14 protein-coding genes are annotated in these 19,221 nt (G+C 60.9%); 9 read left to right on the forward strand and 5 right to left on the reverse strand.

Annotation, left to right across the window (positions count from 1 at the left end):
* Positions 1–2: 2 nt before the first annotated feature.
* The 4 genes from cyoB to hmpA all read right to left on the reverse strand — a co-directional run bounded on the left by cyoB (position 3) and on the right by hmpA (position 5,781).
* A complete protein-coding gene (gene cyoB / locus CKW29_RS24775; protein ID WP_095149287.1) occupies positions 3–2,033 on the reverse strand; it encodes a cytochrome o ubiquinol oxidase subunit I in 2,031 nt (676 codons plus the stop codon).
* Positions 2,034–2,036: 3 nt separating this feature from the next.
* Entirely contained in the window at positions 2,037–2,981 is a 945-nt protein-coding gene (cyoA, locus tag CKW29_RS24780; RefSeq protein ID WP_095147142.1) for a ubiquinol oxidase subunit II, read from the reverse strand.
* A gap of 817 nt (positions 2,982–3,798) precedes the next feature.
* Entirely contained in the window at positions 3,799–4,308 is a 510-nt protein-coding gene (locus CKW29_RS24790) for a disulfide bond formation protein B (RefSeq protein WP_095147143.1), read from the reverse strand.
* A 291-nt stretch (positions 4,309–4,599) separates the two neighbouring features.
* Positions 4,600–5,781: an NO-inducible flavohemoprotein gene (gene hmpA / locus CKW29_RS24795; RefSeq protein WP_095149288.1), complete on the reverse strand. Its 1,182-nt coding sequence runs from the start codon at positions 5,779–5,781 to the stop codon at positions 4,600–4,602.
* Positions 5,782–5,937: 156 nt separating this feature from the next.
* Between hmpA and norR the strand changes: the two genes are divergently transcribed.
* Complete coding sequence (gene norR, locus CKW29_RS24800) at positions 5,938–7,494, forward strand: nitric oxide reductase transcriptional regulator NorR (protein WP_095149289.1); 1,557 nt, start codon at positions 5,938–5,940, stop codon at positions 7,492–7,494.
* A 155-nt stretch (positions 7,495–7,649) separates the two neighbouring features.
* Positions 7,650–8,552: a chemotaxis protein CheV gene (locus CKW29_RS24805; protein WP_095147146.1), complete on the forward strand. Its 903-nt coding sequence runs from the start codon at positions 7,650–7,652 to the stop codon at positions 8,550–8,552.
* Between the two features lie 131 nt (positions 8,553–8,683).
* Here CKW29_RS24805 and CKW29_RS24810 read toward each other — a convergent pair whose 3' ends face one another.
* On the reverse strand, positions 8,684–8,929 hold the full coding sequence (locus CKW29_RS24810) for a hypothetical protein (protein ID WP_095147147.1): 246 nt from the start codon (positions 8,927–8,929) through the stop codon (positions 8,684–8,686).
* A gap of 243 nt (positions 8,930–9,172) precedes the next feature.
* Between CKW29_RS24810 and CKW29_RS24815 the strand changes: the two genes are divergently transcribed.
* From CKW29_RS24815 to CKW29_RS24845, 7 genes are all read left to right on the forward strand, one after another.
* On the forward strand, positions 9,173–10,342 hold the full coding sequence (locus tag CKW29_RS24815) for an efflux RND transporter periplasmic adaptor subunit (protein WP_095149294.1): 1,170 nt from the start codon (positions 9,173–9,175) through the stop codon (positions 10,340–10,342).
* A complete protein-coding gene (locus CKW29_RS24820; RefSeq protein ID WP_095149290.1) occupies positions 10,339–13,434 on the forward strand; it encodes a multidrug efflux RND transporter permease subunit in 3,096 nt (1,031 codons plus the stop codon). The genes CKW29_RS24815 and CKW29_RS24820 overlap by 4 nt, the downstream gene beginning before the upstream one ends.
* A gap of 8 nt (positions 13,435–13,442) precedes the next feature.
* On the forward strand, positions 13,443–14,120 hold the full coding sequence (locus CKW29_RS24825; protein WP_095147149.1) for a heavy metal response regulator transcription factor: 678 nt from the start codon (positions 13,443–13,445) through the stop codon (positions 14,118–14,120).
* Positions 14,110–15,474 carry a heavy metal sensor histidine kinase gene (locus CKW29_RS24830; RefSeq protein ID WP_095147150.1) on the forward strand — a complete coding sequence of 455 codons (1,365 nt, stop codon included), beginning with the start codon at positions 14,110–14,112 and terminating at the stop codon, positions 15,472–15,474. The genes CKW29_RS24825 and CKW29_RS24830 overlap by 11 nt, the downstream gene beginning before the upstream one ends.
* Before the next feature lie 177 nt (positions 15,475–15,651).
* Positions 15,652–15,876, forward strand: coding sequence for a hypothetical protein (locus CKW29_RS24835; RefSeq protein WP_095147151.1), 225 nt, complete (start codon positions 15,652–15,654; stop codon positions 15,874–15,876).
* Between the two features lie 244 nt (positions 15,877–16,120).
* Positions 16,121–17,389 carry an OprD family porin gene (locus tag CKW29_RS24840; RefSeq protein ID WP_095149295.1) on the forward strand — a complete coding sequence of 423 codons (1,269 nt, stop codon included), beginning with the start codon at positions 16,121–16,123 and terminating at the stop codon, positions 17,387–17,389.
* Between the two features lie 157 nt (positions 17,390–17,546).
* Complete coding sequence (locus tag CKW29_RS24845; protein ID WP_095149291.1) at positions 17,547–19,055, forward strand: sensor domain-containing diguanylate cyclase; 1,509 nt, start codon at positions 17,547–17,549, stop codon at positions 19,053–19,055.
* The last annotated feature ends 166 nt before the right edge of the window (positions 19,056–19,221 follow it).

Below are 19,221 nucleotides of genomic sequence, written 5' to 3' on the forward strand. Positions count from 1 at the left end.
GTTTAAGCCTGTTCCAACGAGGTTTCAACACGGGTGGCGGTGGCTGGAACTTTCCCGGCCGCTACCAGACGCTTGTGCTGCTCGGCTTCGATGCGTTCGATTGTCTCTACCGGCACCATGTAGCCCTGGTCATCACGGGCAGCGTGGATCACGAAGTACACCACGGTGCCGACCAGACCGAAGGCGGCCAGCCACCAGATGTGCCAGATCATCGCGAAACCGAATACGGTCAACAGTGCGCCCATGACCACACCGGTCGCGGTGTTGTTGGGCATGTGGATCGGTTCGTACCGGGCCGGAGCCTTGTACGCGGTACCGTTTTCCTTGGCTTCGGTGAACGGGTCGATGCTTTCGGCTTTCGGCAGTACGGCAAAGTTGTAGAACGGTGGTGGCGACGAGGTCGACCATTCCAGCGTATGGGCGTTCCACGGGTCGCCGTGTTCGCACATGTTCTCTGGCTTTTTGCGGTCACGCACGCTGACGTAGAGCTGGATCAGCTGGCAGGCGATACCGACGGCGATCATCACCGCACCGAACATGGCCACGTACAGGTAAGGCACCCACTCAGGGTTGGTGGTGGCGTTCAGACGACGGGTCATGCCCATGAAGCCCAGTGCATAGAGCGGCATGAACGCGACGAAGAAGCCCGAGATCCAGAACCAGAACGCTGCCTTGCCCCAGCCTTCGTGCAGCTTGAAGCCGAACGCTTTCGGGAAGTAGAAGCCGAAGCCGGCGATGTAACCGAACACAGCGCCGCCGATGATCACGTTATGGAAGTGCGCGATCACGAACAGGCTGTTGTGCAGGACGAAGTCAGCACCCGGGATGGCCAGCAGTACGCCGGTCATGCCGCCGATGGCGAAGGTCACCATGAAGCCCAGGGTCCACAGCACTTGGCTGGTGAACTGCAGGCGGCCACGGTAGATGGTGAACAGCCAGTTGAATAGCTTCACCCCCGTCGGGATCGAAATCAGCATCGTCGCCAGGCCGAAGAAGGCGTTGACGCTGGCCCCCGAGCCCATGGTGAAGAAGTGGTGCAGCCACACCATGAAGCCCAGCACCGAGATCGCGCCACTGGCGTAGATCATCGAGTGATGGCCGAACAGTTTCTTGCCGGTGAAGGTCGAAATGACTTCGGAGAAAATGCCGAACGCCGGCAGGATCAGTATGTACACCTCGGGGTGACCCCAGGCCCAGAACAGGTTGACGTACATCATCGGATTACCACCAAGTTCATTGGTGAAAATGTGGAAATCCATGTAACGGTCAAGCGTCAGCAGTGCCAGGGTAGCGGTCAGGATCGGGAACGAAGCCACGATCAGGACGTTGGCCCAGGTGCAGGTCCAGGTGAAGATCGGCATGTCCATCAGCTTCATGCCCGGGGTACGCATTTTCAGCACGGTGGCCAGGAAGTTGACCCCCGTCAGCGTCGTCCCGAGTCCCGATAGCTGTAGCGCCCAGATGTAGTAGTCCATCCCCACGCCCGGACTGTATTGCAGGCCCGACAGCGGCGGATAGGCAACCCAGCCGGTCTTGGCGAATTCGCCAACGCCCAGGGACAGGTTGATCAGTACCACGCCGGACACCAGCAACCAGAAGCTCAGGGAGTTCAGGAACGGGAAGGCAACGTCACGCGCGCCGATCTGCAGCGGCACTGCCAGGTTCATCAGGCCGGTGAAGAATGGCATCGCCATGAAGATGATCATGATCACACCGTGAGCAGTGAAGATCTGGTCATAGTGTTCAGGTGGCAGGTAGCCAGGCGAACCCTCGGTGGCCATGGCCAACTGGGTACGCATCATGATGGCGTCGGCAAAACCGCGCAGCAGCATGACCATGGCGACGATGATGTACATCACGCCGATTTTCTTGTGGTCGACCGAAGTCAGCCACTCGGTCCACAGGTAAGTCCACTTCTTGAAGTAGGTGATTGCAGCGAACAGCGCCAGACCACCGAGCGCGATCATGGCGATGGTCACCATCACGATCGGCTCGTGGAACGGAACCGCTTCCCAACTTAATTTACCAAACATCGTTTACTCCTCTGCCCCGGCAGCTGAATGCGCGTTCATGTCCGATCCTTGCGTCGCGGCCACTTCTTTCTCTTTCTTCTCGTGCTTCAGCGGCTTGCCCGGTTTCATGCCTTCGTACTTGTCGACGATGATCTGGAACAGGTCTGGCGTGACCGAGGAGTAGAGCTCGACTGGGTTGTTCTGGCTTGGCTTGGAAAGGGCTGCGTATTCAGCTTGTTCAAGCTGTTTAGGTGCCTTTTTGACTTCACTGACCCAGGCGTCGAAATCTTCCTGAGTCGTTGCGATCGCTTTGAATTTCATGCCGGTGAAGCCCGCGCCGCTGTAGTTGGCGGAGATACCGTCGAGCTCAGCGTTCTGGTTGGCAATCAGGTGCAGCTTGGTCTGCATGCCGGCCATCGCGTAGATCTGGCCACCCAGGCCCGGGATGAAGAACGAGTTCATCACGGTGTCCGAAGTCACCTTGAAATTGATCGGGGTGTGGGCCGGGAACACGATCTTGTTGACCGTGGCGATGCCTTGTTCCGGGTAGATGAACAACCACTTCCAGTCCATGGCGACCACTTCGATGGTGATCGGCTTGACGTCCGATTCCAGCGGGCGGTACGGGTCCAGGGCGTGGGTCGACTTGTAGGTGACGTAACCCAGGGCGATGATGATCAGCACCGGTACGGTCCACACGGCGATTTCGATCTTGGTGGAGTGGTTCCACTTCGGCGCGTAGTCGGCCTTGGTGTTCGAGGCGCGGTATTTCCAGGCGAAGGCGAAGGTCATGATGATGACCGGCACAACGACCAGCAGCATCAACAGCGTGGCGGTGATGATCAGGTTTCGCTCATCCAGGCCAACCTGGCCCTTGGGATCGAGCAAGGTCATGTTGCAGCCTCCCAGCAACAGCGTGCCGAGCAGCGGCACTAGGCCTAGTAATCTGGGGTACCTGTTTTTACTCATCTCACGACCTCTAAAGCAGCTTGCGCAATGCAGTTGGGTTTTGATCGCCAACACTTCACCCTGCCAAGGGTTGGCATTTTTCTTGGATTGAATAAGGGCCTGCCCGTCGCGCTTACATGGCGATCGACACATCCTGGGCTAGCGTTGAGTTCTTATTCGAATTCGTGGTCAAAGGCCTAGTTACAGACCAATTCCATTTGGTGCGGATACTTGGAAGGCGCCGACACCCGGGGTCGCATGAAGCCTTGAAACGGCTCCTCGACCACCCTTCTCTGCTCAGGGGTGAGCAGTGCCGGAATTTCAGTGCGGGCGATTGTAGATATGTAACGTTTTATAAACCATGTCTCATCTCGAAATAATTTTTATCGGATACGGCAACAATCATTAACGAATCCTGTAAAGATTGCCGATCTTATCGCGATTAATTCTCAACAAGAACCCCAAAAAAAGTAGGCCTACTGCCAGCAATTCAGACCGCTTAGCGACTGTCCCGGGTATCCCCCGACTCGCCAAAGCCCCCTTTTCACAAGGCCTGCGGCCATTCACCCAAGCCTGTTAAAACTGCCCGCTGCACAGTCTCGTGGGGGTTCAGTTACCGTGCTTGCCCGGGCTAATTCTTTGTATCTTTCAATGACTAAACGCAATTTTTGAAATGCCTTGCCACACCAAAGCTGTGACAACATGTCGCACATGCGCCGCACCCTTCTTTGCCCCACATCACGATGCCTCTACCGGGTGACTGAAATGCAAAACGCCCCGGCCTCTTGCGAGGACCGGGGCGTTTTCAATGGCTACTCCGCCGGGGTGGCGAGCGCCTTCAGTTCAGGTGCTTGCGGTTGCGCGAGACCAGCAACGGCACCAGTACCGCCGTCAACACGAAGGCCACCAGGGCCCACTGCGCCAGCGACAGACCCAGGACCGGTGGGTATGGCGTAGCGCAGAAACCGTCGACCTGGAACACCAACGGGAAGATCTTGGCCAGCGGCAAACCGTCAACGATCGGCTGCAGCACATCGATGCCGCAGCTGACGGCCGGGTAGAACTGGGTATAGACGTGATGCGCAGCCGTACCCGCGCCGGCCAAGGCAAAGATCACCACCAGCCCTTCAAACACGCTGATCCTACGACGGGTGCGCATGGCCGCCCCGGCGAAGGCACTGATTGCAATCAGCAGCAATGCATAGCGTTGCAGGATGCACAGCGGGCATGGCGCCTCGCCCAGCACAATCTGCATGTACAGGGCACCGCCGATCAGCGCCAGGCAGATCAGCCCCAGCAGCACCAGATAACGCCGCTCACGCGCCAACCGCATCATTTCCTCATTCATTCCGGTTTCCTTCGTCAAACATGCAGGTTGTGTTCGACAGATCCTTGGTCGCCAGGCGCCAGGCCTCTGTCAGGTATCAATGACCGCCAGTCTACACGCAGGCCGCGCCCGTTGAGCACGTCAGGTGTTGGCGGATAATCCGAGGGATTCAGCAGGAGGGAATTAACTGCAGGCGTATTAACAGGGGATTAAACGGTGGGATCTGAGGCGAGGCGAGTGACGCCTTCGCCGGCAAGCCGGCTGCCACAAGCCGGCTTGTCAGAGAGGGCGCCCGTGAGAGCGCCTGAATCGTTACTCCAGCGCCGCTGCCGGCCCGAAGAACTCGTAACGGCTCTGACTTTCTGGCACACCCAAGGCCTTCAGGTGACGCTTGATCGCCGTCATGAAGCCTTTGGGGCCCAGGAAGTACGCGTCCAGGTCTCGTTGCTCTGGCAGCCATTGCCCAAGCGTTTCCTGGCTCAACAACCCGACCCGATGCGCCGCCGGGCTGACGCCGTCATCCTCGGCATAGCAGTAGAAGCGCTTGAGTTGGGGATGACGCTCGGCCAAGCCGTCGATCCAGTCGCGGAAGGCATGCACGCCGCCGTTACGCGCACAGTGGATAAAGTGCACCGGGCGCTCGGTGGCCAGTGCCGCTTCCAGCATGGCCAGGGTCGGGGTGATGCCGACACCGCCGCTGATCAGCACCAGCGGCTTGTCGCTGGCGGTCAGGGTGAAGTCGCCCGCTGGTGGGAACAACTGGATACTGGCACCGACCTGGAACTGGTCGTGCAGGTAGTTCGATGCACGACCACCGTCCTCGCGCTTGACGCTGATGCGGTACTGACCGTGATTACCCAGGGACGACAGTGAATAATTGCGACGGATCTCTTCCCCTTCCAGCACCAGCTTCATGCCGATGTACTGGCCTGGCTCTGCAGCGAGGATCGGCCCTTTGTCAGCAGGTTCGAAGTAGAACGAGGTGATTTCTGCGCTTTCCTCCACACGCTTGGCCAGTGTGAATTCCCGCGCACCGCGCCAGCCACCGACAGCTTCGGCTTTCTGGTCGTAGATCGCGGCTTCGGCACCGATCAGGATGTCGGCCAGTTGACCGTAGGCAGCGCCCCAGGCACTCATCACCTGCGGTGTGGCGATTTCCTCACCCAGCACTTCGGAAATCGCTCGCAGCAGGCAGCTGCCGACGATCGGGTAGTGTTCCGGGAGAATTTGCAGGGCCACGTGCTTGTTGATGATCTTGGCCACCAGATCGCCCAGTTGATCCAGCTGGTCGATGTGCCGTGCATACATCAACACGCCGTTGGCCAGCGCCCGAGGCTGGTCGCCGCTGGCCTGGTGAGCCTGGTTGAACAGTGGTCGCACTTCTGGGTACTCAGAGAGCATCATGCGATAGAAGTGGTTGATAAGGGCTTCGCCGCCGCTTTCGAGCAACGGAACAGTGGATTTGACGATGGCACGATCTTGCGCACTAAGCATAAGGGGTACTCCTGAACGACTGCTTTTCTAATGGATTACCCTTTGGATATCAGTTTTCATGCCAACATTTAAAGCCATACAAATCAATAAGTTAAACAATCTGTAGTCACATCGACACAAGCAGGTTTATAGTCATCCCGACTACATGGAGTCAATATGACTGCAAAATCCTTGCTCACCACGCTGCTGCCGCTGGTCTCTGACCTTTCTCGTGAATTGCCCGAAGGCGAGCGCTACCGACGCCTGCTCGAAGCCATGCGCGCCCTGCTCCCCTGCGATGCTGCTGCCTTGTTGCGCCTGGACGGCGAATGGCTGGTGCCGTTGGCGGTGGATGGCCTGAGCACCGATACCCTGGGGCGACGCTTCAAGGTCAGCGAACACCCGCGCTTTGCCGCGCTGCTCAGCAGCCCCGGCCCGACGCGCTTCGACGCGGACAGCCACCTGCCGGACCCGTACGACGGGCTGGTCGATGGTCTCCATGAGCACCTGGAAGTCCACGACTGCATGGGCTGCCCACTGTTTATCGATGAACGCCCATGGGGCTTGTTGACGCTGGACGCCCTGGACCCGGAACGTTTCGAACCCATCGAACTGGATGCCCTGCAAGCTTTCGCCAGCCTCGCCGCGGCGACCGTCAATGCGGCCGAACGCATCGAACGGCTGGCCAATCGGGTTGAAGACGAACACCAGCGGGCCGAGGTCTATCGCCAGGCCAGCGGGCAGCAGAATCGGGAAATGATCGGCCAGAGCAAGGCCCACAAGCGCTTGGTCGAAGAAATCACTCTGGTCGCAGGCAGCGACCTGACGGTGCTGATCACCGGGGAAACCGGGGTCGGCAAGGAACTGGTGGCCCAGGCCATCCATGCCGCATCACCTCGCGCCGACAAACCGATCATCAGCCTCAACTGCGCCGCCCTGCCCGACACGCTGGTGGAAAGCGAGTTGTTCGGTCATGTGCGCGGGGCCTTCACCGGGGCCACCAGCGACCGGCGCGGCAAGTTCGAACTGGCCAACGGCGGCACACTGTTTCTCGACGAGGTGGGCGAACTGTCACTGACCGTTCAGGCCAAGCTGCTGCGCGTGCTGCAAAGCGGCCAGTTGCAGCGCCTGGGGTCGGACAAGGAGCACCAGGTCGACGTGCGCCTGATCGCCGCGACCAACCGTGACCTGGCGGCCGAAGTGCGCGACGGCCGCTACCGCGCCGACTTCTACCATCGCCTGAGCGTTTATCCGTTGCAGGTCCCGGCGCTGCGTGACCGGGGTCGGGACGTGCTGTTGCTCAGCGGCTACTTCCTTGAGCAGAACCGCTCGCGCATGGGCCTCAACAGCTTGCGCCTGAACAGCGACGCCCAGGCCTCATTGCTGGCCTACAGTTGGCCGGGCAACGTCCGCGAGCTTGAACACCTGATCGGCCGCAGTGCGTTGAAGGCCTTGGGCAGCACCCGGGAACGACCGAAGATTCTGAGCCTCAGCGCGGCGGACCTGGATTTGCCCCACGACACACCCAACGCGCCCGTTGAACCTGCGGCCCACGCGCCACAGCCCCTGACGCAAGACGTCGGCGACCTGCGCCAGGCCACCGAGCACTATCAACGCCAACTGATCGGCGCCAGCCTTGAACGCCACCAGAACAATTGGGCCAGTGCTGCCCGTGAGCTTGGCCTGGACCGGGCGAACCTGGGGCGGATGGCCAAGCGGCTGGGGATGAAGTAACAACAACTGGACAACCTCCTGTGGCGAGGGAGCTCATCGATTGACCTGTTGTGGCTGCCAAGGCTAAAGCCTGCCCCTGATACGTCGATAACCCGGTATCGATAGTGGCTGGCGCTCCTGTGATCGCCCACCACCTTTTTCCACAGAAGGTTTTTATGTCCTCCACCAAAGCCCGCGCAGACTCACTCTCGCTTCTGCTCTTTACCTTGCGCAGCGGCAAGCTGATGGCGATCAACCTGCTGAAAGTCAGTGAAATCATCCCCTGCCCGCCGCTGACCAAGCTGCCGGAGTCCCATCCTCACGTCAAAGGCATCGCCACCTTGCGCGGCACCTCGTTGTCGGTCATTGACCTGAGCCGGGCCATCGGTGAGCGGCCACTGGCGGACCCGGACGGTGGCTGCCTGATCGTCACCGACGTCAGCCGCTCCAAACAGGGCCTGCACGTTCAGGCAGTGAGCAAAATCGTCCATTGCCTGACCACCGACATCCGCCCGCCACCCTACGGTTCCGGCGGCGTGCGCTCGTACATCACCGGGGTGACCTCGGTCGACGGCACGCTGGTGCAGGTGCTCGACATCGAGAAAGTCATCCACGGCATCGCCCCGGCACAGATCGAGATGGCGCCCACCGAGCTGAGCATGGAAGACGCCGAAGTGCTGGGCAACGCGCGTATCCTGGTGGTCGATGACAGCCAGGTGGCGCTGCAACAGTCCGTGCACACGCTGCGCAACCTCGGCCTGCAATGCCACACCGCGCGCAGTGCCAAGGAAGCCATCGACTGCCTGCTGGACCTGCAAGGCACCGCGCAACAGATCAACCTGATTGTCTCGGACATCGAAATGTCGGAGATGGACGGCTATGCCTTCACGCGAACCCTGCGCGAAACCCCGGATTTTTCCCACCTGTACGTCCTGCTGCACACCTCCCTGGACAGCGCGATGAACAGTGAAAAGGCCTGCCTGTCCGGCGCCAACGCCGTGCTGACCAAGTTCTCCTCGCCAGAGCTGACCAAGTGCCTGATCGACGCCGCCAAAGCGGTGGCACAGCAAGGTCACTGAGCCTTGAGCAGGGGGCATTGCCTGTTGATGCCGCGACCTTGCCGGCTCATTGCCGGCCAGTGCCTGGCCTTCGAGGATCACCCTGGCCATCTACCATCGGCGCTGGCCACCCGATCAGCCGGGGTTGCGACTCAGCGCTTACCCATCGAGCGACGGGTGCCTGGAGGCGCTGCGCCCGGAACCTTGGTGTGCCCGTTCTTGGCGCCGTTCTTGTACCACGGCTGATTGCCTTGCTTGGCAGCGGCCAGCTCACCCGGGTTGAACGGGAACTTGAAGGCCGGGATCGCGGCGTTGCTTTCGCTGTCGGCGCTGGAGTCGACGCTGTCTGGCAGGTCAGCCTGGTCGTCAGCCGCAGGCGTTTGTGTCGGGGAATTCATGAAGGCTCCGGGTGTTGCATTGAGGCGGGTCCAGATGACCGGCCGCGAAAGCCGGCAGTATAGCGGGAAGAGCAGCTGCAAGCTTTAAGCTTCAAGTTTCAAGCGCATCTGCTCTGACGTGTCGTTTACGGCTTGAATCTGTCCTCCCTGTCAGTTTGCAGTCACGGTGCTGACCGGATCGAAGGGCTATAACGGGAGCATACTGACCCCTCTTCCGACTCATCTGCTTTGGCGTTCGATGTGATGCCCATCAAAAAAAAACCGCTCCTGCTCCTCGGCACCCTCGTCGTTCTGGTCGCCCTCGGTGCCTGGGCCCTGACCCGACCAGCCAGCACCCGACTCGCCGCCCCGACGGCGATCCCGGTGCGGGTGGCCAGCGTCGTCGAGCGGGATGTGCCGCGCTATGTCAGCGGGATCGGCTCGGTGCTGTCGTTGCACAGCGTGGTGATTCGCCCACAGATCGACGGCATCCTGACCAGGCTGCTGGTCAAGGAAGGTCAATGGGTCAAGGCCGGCGACCTGCTGGCCACCATTGATGATCGCGGGATCCGCGCCAGCCTCGATCAAGCCCGCGCGCAATTGGGGGAAAGTCAGGCCCAGCTGCAAGTGGCGGTGGTCAACCTCCAGCGCTACAAGCTGCTGAGCGTCGATGATGGGGTTTCCAAACAGACATACGATCAGCAACTGGCCTTGGTCAATCAGTTGAAAGCCACCTTGCAGGGCAATCAGGCGGCCATTGATGCCGCACAAGTGCAGCTTTCCTACACGCAGATTCGCTCGCCCGTAACGGGTCGGGTCGGGATTCGCACCGTGGACGAAGGCAATTTCCTGCGCATGAGCGATACCCAGGGCCTGTTCTCGGTGACCCAGATCGATCCGATTGCCGTCGAGTTTTCCCTGCCCCAACACATGCTGCCCACCCTGCAGGGGCTGCTCGGGGCCACGCCGGCGGCCGACGTCCATGCCTATCTGGGCGCCGACACCGATGGCCAGACCGGCGATTTGCTCGGTACAGGACACCTGAGCCTGATCGACAACCAGATCAATGCCAACACCGGCACCCTCCGCGCCAAGGCCGTGTTCAGCAACCCCGGGCAAAAACTCTGGCCCGGGCAGCTGGTGACCATCAAGATCCAGACCGCTTTGGACAAGAATGCCCTGGTAGTACCGCCGACGGTGGTCCAGCGGGGCCTGGAGCAGCATTTCGTGTACCGGATCAAGGGGGACAAGGTCGAATCGGTGTCCGTGCAGATGGTGTATCAGGACAGCGCCCTGAACATTATCAAGGGCGTGCAGGCCGGTGACGTGCTGGTCAGCGACGGCCAGTCGCGACTCAAGCCGGGGGCCAGCGTGCAGATTCTCCGCGACCCGCCCGAACTGACCGGGACCACCGGCACGGAGCAACAGCCATGAAGGTCCGTGGTGGGATCAGCGCTTGGTGCATCGATCACCCGGTGGCCACCGTGCTATTGACCTTCGCCCTGGTGCTGCTGGGCCTGATCGCCTTCCCGCGCCTGCCGATCGCCCCGCTGCCAGAGGCCGAGTTCCCGACCATTCAGGTCAACGCCCAGTTACCCGGTGCCAGCCCGGACACCATGGCCTCGTCCGTAGCGACGCCGCTGGAGGTGCAATTCAGCGCCATCCCCGGCATGACCCAGATGACCTCCAGCAGCGCCCTGGGCTCGACCAACCTGACCCTGCAGTTCACCCTGGAGAAGAGCATCGATACCGCGGCACAGGAAGTCCAGGCGGCGATCAACACCGCCGCCGGCAAGTTACCCAAGGACATGCCGACGCTGCCGACCTGGCGCAAGGTCAATCCGGCCGACAGCCCGGTGCTGATTCTCAGCGTCAGCTCGACGCAAATGCCCGGCACTGAGCTGAGCGACTACGCCGAGACCCTGCTGGCACGCCAACTGAGCCAGGTCGACGGCGTCGGCCAGGTCAACATCACCGGCCAGCAGCGCCCGGCGATTCGGGTACAGGCCTCCGCCGACAAGCTCGCCGCCATCGGCCTGACCCTGGCCGACATTCGCCTGGCCCTTCAGCAAACCAGCCTCAACCTGGCCAAGGGCGCACTGTACGGCGAGTCGAGCATTTCCACGCTGTCGACCAACGATCAACTGTTCCAGCCGGATGAGTACGCCCAACTGATCGTTTCCTACAAAGACGGTGCGCCGGTCCACCTGCGTGACGTGGCCAAGGTGGTCAACGGTTCGGAGGATGCCTACGTGCAGGCCTGGTCCGGCGAGCAACCGGGGGTCAACCTGGTGATTTTCCGGCAACCGGGGGCCAACATCGTCGACACCGTGGACCGGATCCAGGCCGCGTTGCCAGACCTTGAGGGCATGCTCCCGGCGTCGGTGCAGGTCAAGGTACTGATCGACCGGACCCAGACCATCCGCGCCTCGCTGCACGAAGTGGAACTCACCCTGCTGATCGCCATTTTGCTGGTGGTCGCGGTGATGGCGCTGTTCCTGCGCCAGCTGTCGGCGACGCTGATTGTCTGCGCGGTGCTCGCGGTCTCGCTGATCGCCAGCTTCGCCTTGATGTACGTGATGGGCTTCAGCCTCAACAACCTGACGCTGGTGGCAATCGTGATTTCGGTGGGCTTTGTGGTCGACGATGCGATTGTGGTGGTGGAGAACATTCACCGGCACCTGGAAGCCGGCGACAGTATGCGCGAGGCCGCGATCAAGGGGGCCGGCGAGATCGGCTTTACCGTGATCTCGATCAGCGTCTCATTGGTGGCCGCTTTCATTCCGCTGCTGTTCATGGGGGGGGTGGTCGGGCGCCTGTTCAAGGAGTTCGCGCTGACCGCCACGTCCACCATCATGATATCGGTGGTGGTGTCCCTGACCCTGGCACCGACACTGGCCGCCCTGTTCATGCGCGCGCCGACACATGACGCCCACGCCAGACCCGGCGTTGGTGAGCACCTGCTAAGTCTGTACGAGCGGGGGCTGCGCCACGCCCTGGCTCACCAGAAGGTCATGCTGGGTGTCTTCGGCCTGACCCTGAGCATGGCCGTCGCCGGTTATGTCTTTATCCCCAAGGGGTTCTTCCCTGTGCAGGACACCGGATTCGTCCTCGGCACCACCGAAGCCGCCGCTGATATTTCCTACAACGACATGGTGAAAAAACATTTGGCGATGGCCAAAATTGTCGCCGCCGACCCTGCGGTCCAGACGTTTTCCCACTCGGTGGGTGTCTCCGGCAGCAACCAGACCATCGCCAACGGCCGATTCTGGATCGCCCTGAAAAAACGCGCTGACCGTGACGTGTCGGCCAGCCAGTTCATCGACCGGATTCGGCCACAACTGATGACCGTCCCGGGTATCGTGCTGTACCTGCGCGCCGGGCAAGACATCAACTTGAGCTCCGGTCCCAGCCGGGCCCAGTACCAATACGTGCTCAAGAGCAACGACGGCCCGACGCTGAATCTGTGGACCCAGCGCCTGACGGAAAAACTGCGGGGCATCCCGGCATTCCGCGACCTGTCCAACGACCTGCAACTGGGCGGCAGCATCACCCACATCACCATCGACCGGACGGCGGCCGCACGCTTTGGGCTGACCGCCAGCGACGTCGACGAAGCGCTCTACGACGCCTTCGGTCAACGCCAGGTCAACGAGTTCCAGACCCAGATCAACCAGTACAACGTGATTCTCGAACTCGACACCCGGCAACGGGGCAAGGCCGAAAGCCTGGCGTACTTCTACCTGCGCTCGCCCCTGAGCGGCGAGATGGTGCCGCTGTCGGCGCTGGCCCGTTTCGACGCCCCCGGCAGCGGCCCGCTGTCGATTGCCCACGACGGCATGTTCCCGGCGGCCAACCTGTCATTCAACCTGGCCCCCGGCGTAGCCCTGGGCGATGCGGTGATGCTGCTCAATCAGGCGAAAAACGAGATCGGCATGCCGACTTCGGTCAACGGCAACTTCCAGGGCGCGGCCCAGGCGTTCCAGAGTTCGCTGGCCAGCCAGCCCTGGTTGATCCTGGCGGCGCTGGTGGCGGTGTACATCATTCTGGGGGTGCTCTACGAGAGTTTCGTGCACCCGCTGACGATCATCTCGACCCTGCCGTCCGCCGGCCTCGGGGCGCTGATCATGCTATGGATCCTCGGCCAGGACTTCTCGATCATGGCCCTGATCGGCCTGGTACTGCTGATCGGCATCGTCAAGAAGAATGGCATCCTGATGATCGACTTTGCCCTCGACGCCCAGCGCAACGGCGGGCTCGGTCCCGAGGAGGCGATCTACAAGGCCTGCCTGACACGGTTCCGGCCGATCATCATGACCACCCTCGCCGCCCTGCTAGGCGCCCTGCCGCTGATGCTCGGCCACGGAACCGGCGCCGAATTGCGCCAGCCGTTGGGGATTGCCGTGGTCGGCGGGCTGCTGGTCAGCCAGGCGCTGACGCTGTTTACCACGCCGGTCATATACTTGTGGCTTGAGCGGCTGTTTCATCGGCCTACACCAGCGCCCGCGCTGGCGACCACACACTGAGGCGGGCCATGCGCGTTCTGATTATCGAAGACGAAAAAAAAACCGCGGACTACCTGTACCGCGGCCTGACCGAACAGGGCTACACCGTCGACCTCGCCCCCGATGGCGTCGAAGGCCTGCACCTGGCGCTGGAAAGCGATTACGCGGTGATCATCCTCGACGTCATGCTGCCGGGCCTCGACGGGTATGGGGTGCTGCGTGCCCTGCGCGCGCGCAAACAGACCCCGGTGATCATGCTCACCGCCCGTGAGCGCGTGGAAGACCGGATCCGCGGCCTGCGCGAAGGCGCCGACGACTACCTGGGCAAGCCCTTCTCCTTTCTCGAACTGGTCGCCCGCCTGCAAGCCCTGACCCGGCGCAGCGGCGGCCACGAGCCGGTACAAGTGACCATTGCCGACCTGTGGATCGATTTGATCAGCCGCAAGGCCACCCGTGGCGGCACGCGCCTGGACCTGACCGCCAAGGAGTTTTCGTTGCTCAGCGTACTGGCCCGGCGCCAGGGTGAAATCCTTTCGAAAACTTCGATTACCGAGATGGTCTGGGACATCAATTTCGACAGTGATTCCAATGTGGTCGAAGTGGCGATCAAACGCCTGCGGGCGAAAATCGACGGGCCGTTCGAAGAGAAGCTGCTGCACACCATTCGCGGCATGGGCTATGTGCTGGAGAGCCGTCGTGCCTCGTAATTCGATTGCCTTGCGCTTGAGCGCAATGTTCACCCTGGTGGCGGCGCTGGTGTTCCTGTTGATCGGCTGGGCGCTGTACCAACAGGTCGACAAGGGCCTGGGCCTGTTGCCGGAAGCCGAACTGGATGCGCGCTACAGCGTGCTGGAGTCCACGATGGGCCGTTACGGCACACCGGAACATTGGGTCAAGATCAACAACAAGCTCAAGTTGTTGGCCGAAGAAGACAAGCGCATCGACTTCTGGATCATCAGTGGCGACAGCCATTACGAATACGGCGATATCACCCCGCAGATCCGCGCCTTCGCTGCCGGCCCGACGGGCAAGCGCGACCTGAAACTAACGGACCAGCCCTACCCGCTGAAGGTGCTGGTCAGCCAGTTCCCGGCCAAGGACCAACGCCCACCGCTGCGGTTCATGATCGGCATCGACACTCAAACGTTTTACCAGACCCAGCATCACTTGCTCATCGCCCTGATCAGTCTGGCGATCATCGGCGTGCTGCTGGCCTCGACACTGGGTTACTGGGTGGCACGGATCGGCCTCAAGCCGCTGATCAAGTTGTCTCAGGAAGCGCAACGCCTCGCGCCGCCATTGCTGTCGGCGCGGTTGCAACTGTCGCCGTTGCCGCCGGAGCTCGATCAGTTCGTCAGCGCCTTCAATTCGACGCTGGAACGAGTGGAGCAGGCCTACACACGCCTGGAGTCATTCAACGCCGATGTGGCCCACGAACTGCGCTCCCCCCTGACTAACCTGATCGGTCAGACCCAGGTGGCTCTGACGCGCGGACGTTCGGCGGAGCACTACTTCGAAGTGCTGCAATCGAACCTCGAAGAACTGGAGCGGCTACGCTCGATCGTCAACGACATGCTGTTTCTGGCCAGCGCCGACCAAGGCAGCAAGGCCACCAAACTGACCACCACTTCGCTGGCGAGCGAAGTCGCAACCACCCTGGATTACCTGGACTTCATCCTCGAGGACGCCCAGGTTCAGGTGCAGGTCAGCGGCGATGCCCAGGTACAGATCGAAATCGCGCACCTGCGCCGGGCGCTGATCAACCTGCTCAACAACGCTGTGCAACACACCGCCCCCGGCCAGGTCATTCAGGTGCAGATCCAGACCCGTGGACATCAGGTCAGCCTGGGGGTGGCCAACCCCGGCGAGCCGATTGCCAGCGAACACCTGACGCGCCTGTTCGAGCGTTTCTATCGGGTCGATGCCTCACGCAGCAACAGCGGCGCCAACCACGGCCTGGGGCTGGCCATCGTCAAGGCGATTGCGCTGATGCACGGTGGTGATGTGTTTGTGCGCAGTGATGACGGGGTCAATACCTTCGGGATCTATTTGCCGGTGTGACCTCCCCCGATTACCCGTGGCGAGCGAGCTTGCTTGTTGATCGTTCCCACGCAACTCACTGTGCACTATTGCCTTTAGTGCAACAGTCCTTTCTGCAATCCGCTCTGTTTCCCCACGCCCCTGGCCCTTATCGTTGCCCGCACCAAACAGCACTTGCCAAGCAAGAAGGTTTTCCAGATGTCCAACAGTATGGGTATTGCCAGCGCGTTCGTTTTGTCTTCCCTGTTCCTGTCACCGTTCGCCATGGCTGAAGAGTCACAGGCCTTTGTCGCGCACAACGCCGCGCGCGCCGACGCCTTCGACAAGGCCCGGGCCGAGCTGACCGCCAAGGCACAAAACCCTGAGCAAGCCCGTAAAACATCGGCTCTCCAGGCTCAACCACAGGTTGAAAAAGAGAGCTGAGCGACAGCACTTCGACGTTTCCCTCGACACTCTACCCGGCTCTTTCCCGCGTGAAGTTGTCTTAAAAGCCGCTGCTATCAGCGGCTTTTTTTGTTGTGTTTTCACCGTTCCGTGCTTCGTCGCTACTGAATAAGAAACACCGGATTTCAAACAATAACTCCACAGGTTATTGACCCAAGGAGCTGTACCCCACGTGAGCATCACCGCAAAACTCAGTCCACTGTTCATTGCAATTGCCGCAACGATGACCGCCAATGCCCAGGCCTCGGAAGATCCCGATCGCCAAGGCTTCGTTGCGGGTTCAAGCCTGAACCTCAGCGCCCGCAACTACTACATGAACCGCAACCGCCCGCAGCAGACCGACGACAACATCGAGTGGGGCCAGGGGTTCCTCGGCATTTTCGAGTCGGGATACACTCAGGGCACCGTCGGTGTTGGCGTCGACACCCATGCCATGCTCGGGCTCAAGCTCGACGGCGGTGGCGGCACCGACAGCTCCAGCATCCTGCCGGTCAGTGATGGAAACGGCAAAGCCCCCGGCTCATTCTCGACTGGCGGCGCCACCCTGAAAATGCGTGCCCTGGAGACCGAATTCAAAGCCGGTGACCTGTTCCTCAACAACCCAGTGATTGCCGGTGGCATGAGTCGCATGCTGCCGCAGACCTTCCGTGGCGTCAGCCTGAGCAACCACAGCTTCGACGGCTGGCTGATAGAAGGTGGCCAGGCCAGCTTCACCAAGCCTTACAACCAGAGCGGGCACCAACGTATCGGCACCTCCTACGGCAAGCTGGCCGAGGGCGACGAAAGCCAGCACCTGAACTGGGCCGGTGTGGCCTGGAGCAGCGTGCCGGATCTGACCAGCAGCCTCTACGCCTCCGAGCTCAAGGACGTGTGGAACCAGTACTACTACGACCTGGACTACCGCTACGCGCTCAATGAACCGGTCAGCCTCAACCCGGGCCTGCACTACTACCACACCCAGGACACCGGAGATGCGCTGCTGGGTACGATCGACAACAACACCTACAGCCTGCACTTCACCGTCGAGGCAGGTCACCACAGCGTTACCGCTGCTTATCAGCGAGTGAACGGCAACACGCCCTTCGACTACATTGCCCAAGGCGACAGCGTCTACCTCGACAACTCGCAGCAGTACTCCGACTTCAACGGCCCGAACGAACGCTCGTGGAAACTCAAGTACGCCTATGATTTCGCGGGGCTGGGTGTTCCGGGCCTGACCTCGGCGATGTCGTATTCCCGTGGCACCCTGGACCTGACCAAGGTCGACCCGGCCAGCCGGGGCTATGCCAGCTACTACAATGCAGAGGGTAAAAACGCCAAACACTGGGAGCGCGACCTCGACCTGCGGTACGTGGTCCAAGGCGGCAAGGCCAAGGACCTGGCCGTCCGCTTGCAATGGGCGACCAACCGAGGCGGCAACGGCTATGGCGCGCTGGACACCGACACCGATGAGTACCGGGTGATCGTCGATTACCCACTGAACGTTTTCTAGCAAAACCGCTAAAATGGCCAGCCTTTGCGCTGGCCTTTTTCATGCCCGGGATTTATACAGGCGGCCAGGCAAAAACCATCAACAAACTGATATCTGCACCGCCTCCTGACTCGTTCGGGAACTACGCTGATGACGTCTCTCTGCAGAAATCAGAACCATGACCCCAAGCCGCACCGACTTTCATATGACAGGTACTACACGTCGGCCAGAGCTCATGCTGATTCTTGGCAGCTCGCTGACAGTGATCGCCATCCTCGCCATCGTCACCTTCCTGCTGATTCGCGAACACGCCAATGCCATGCAGTCGGCCACCCGCAGTGCGACCAATATCGTCCAGTTGATCGATGCCGATGTGCTGCGTAACGTCGAGCTCTATGACCTGTCACTGCAAGGGTTGATCGCCGCCGCCCAGCGTGACGATCTAAAGCAGGTATCGCCGCAAATTCGCCACCTGGTGCTGTTCGACCGCTCCAGCACCGCGCGCTTCAAGGGCGATCTCCTGCTGCTCGACAGGTATGGCAATGTCATCGCCGACTCCTCACTGGTTGAGCCCAAGCCGGGCAATTTTGCCGACCGCGACTACTTCCTCGCCCACGCCTTCAACAGTGACACCGGGATGTTTATCAGCCGCCCGTTCAAAACCCGCTGCGACTGCGCCGACGCCAATCAGTGGCGCATCAGCTTCAGCCGCCGCATCTCTTCGCCCTCTGGGGATTTTCAGGGCGTGGCGGTCGCCTCCATGCGCCTTGCCTACTTTGACGAACTGTTCAACAGCCTGAACATCGGGACTGACAGCACGCTTAATGTGCTCGACAAGGACGGCATAATGCTGGCGCAAAAACCGATGCTGGAGGATGACAACATCGGCAAGAACTACGGCAGCCGGCCGAACGTCATACGCATCATGCGTGAGGGCAGTGGCAGCTTCAGCAGCGTCTCGAGCATGGATCAGCGCGAGCGCCTGTACACCTTCTCCCGGGTGGGCAACCTGCCGTTGACGGTCAGTGTGGCCTTGTCCATGGATGAGATCTTCGCGTCCTGGAAACGCACCGCCTACGTGATCAGCGGGGCCACCGGCGTGCTCTGTATCGGCTTGATGTGGCTGACGTTGCTGCTGTGTCGCGAGCTGAGACTGCGCCAGCACGCCGAAAGCGAGCTGGCACAGCAGGCGGCCACGGACTCGCTCACCGGCGTCGCCAACCGCCGCACCCTTGACCAGGTGCTGCAACGCGAGTGGGCCCGCGCACAGCGCTCGGGCAAGCCGATGTCGGTGCTGATGATCGATGCCGACCACTTCAAGGCCTTCAACGATCGACATGGCCATCAGGGCGGTGATGATGCGTTACGGGTGCTCGCCAGGGTCATCAATGAGAACATCCGCCGACCGGGTGACCTCGCCGCACGCTACGGCGGCGAAGAGTTTTCGGCGGTGCTGCCCGAAACCGACACCACCGGTGCACTGCGCATTGCCGAGAACATCCGGGCAGCGGTTGAACGCCTGCCACCATTTGAAAACGACGAATCGCTGATGACCGTCAGCATCGGCCTCAGCACCTCCACCGGACATCCGGCGCAAAGCCTGGAAAACCTGCTGTACACGGCCGACAAGGCGCTGTACCAGGCCAAGCGCGCCGGACGCAACCGGGTGATCAGCGCCCAGGCATAGCCCGCGTGCTGATCACGACAAAAGCGCAGGCATAAAAAAGGTTCTTCACGGAATCCCGGGAAACACAGAAACAAGAACGCCGATTTGATTGATGATGTTCGTGCGAGCAAACACATCTAACAAACCGGCGTTCTTATGCGCGATATTAATACTTTCCTTCCTTTTT

This window comes from Pseudomonas sp. Irchel s3a18 (genome assembly GCF_900187535.1).
Classification (GTDB): domain Bacteria; phylum Pseudomonadota; class Gammaproteobacteria; order Pseudomonadales; family Pseudomonadaceae; genus Aquipseudomonas.

Excerpts from the sequence above, each read along its gene's own strand:
- cyoB (WP_095149287.1), bottom strand. The coding sequence starts at position 2,033 with ATGTTTGGTAAATTAAGTTGGGAAGCGGTTCCGTTCCACGAGCCGATC.
- cyoA (WP_095147142.1), bottom strand. The coding sequence starts at position 2,981 with ATGAGTAAAAACAGGTACCCCAGATTACTAGGCCTAGTGCCGCTGCTC.
- CKW29_RS24790 (WP_095147143.1), bottom strand. The coding sequence starts at position 4,308 with ATGAATGAGGAAATGATGCGGTTGGCGCGTGAGCGGCGTTATCTGGTG.
- hmpA (WP_095149288.1), bottom strand. The coding sequence starts at position 5,781 with ATGCTTAGTGCGCAAGATCGTGCCATCGTCAAATCCACTGTTCCGTTG.
- norR (WP_095149289.1), top strand. The coding sequence starts at position 5,938 with ATGACTGCAAAATCCTTGCTCACCACGCTGCTGCCGCTGGTCTCTGAC.
- CKW29_RS24805 (WP_095147146.1), top strand. The coding sequence starts at position 7,650 with ATGTCCTCCACCAAAGCCCGCGCAGACTCACTCTCGCTTCTGCTCTTT.
- CKW29_RS24810 (WP_095147147.1), bottom strand. The coding sequence starts at position 8,929 with ATGAATTCCCCGACACAAACGCCTGCGGCTGACGACCAGGCTGACCTG.
- CKW29_RS24815 (WP_095149294.1), top strand. The coding sequence starts at position 9,173 with ATGCCCATCAAAAAAAAACCGCTCCTGCTCCTCGGCACCCTCGTCGTT.
- CKW29_RS24820 (WP_095149290.1), top strand. The coding sequence starts at position 10,339 with ATGAAGGTCCGTGGTGGGATCAGCGCTTGGTGCATCGATCACCCGGTG.
- CKW29_RS24825 (WP_095147149.1), top strand. The coding sequence starts at position 13,443 with ATGCGCGTTCTGATTATCGAAGACGAAAAAAAAACCGCGGACTACCTG.
- CKW29_RS24835 (WP_095147151.1), top strand. The coding sequence starts at position 15,652 with ATGTCCAACAGTATGGGTATTGCCAGCGCGTTCGTTTTGTCTTCCCTG.
- CKW29_RS24840 (WP_095149295.1), top strand. The coding sequence starts at position 16,121 with ATGACCGCCAATGCCCAGGCCTCGGAAGATCCCGATCGCCAAGGCTTC.
- CKW29_RS24845 (WP_095149291.1), top strand. The coding sequence starts at position 17,547 with ATGACCCCAAGCCGCACCGACTTTCATATGACAGGTACTACACGTCGG.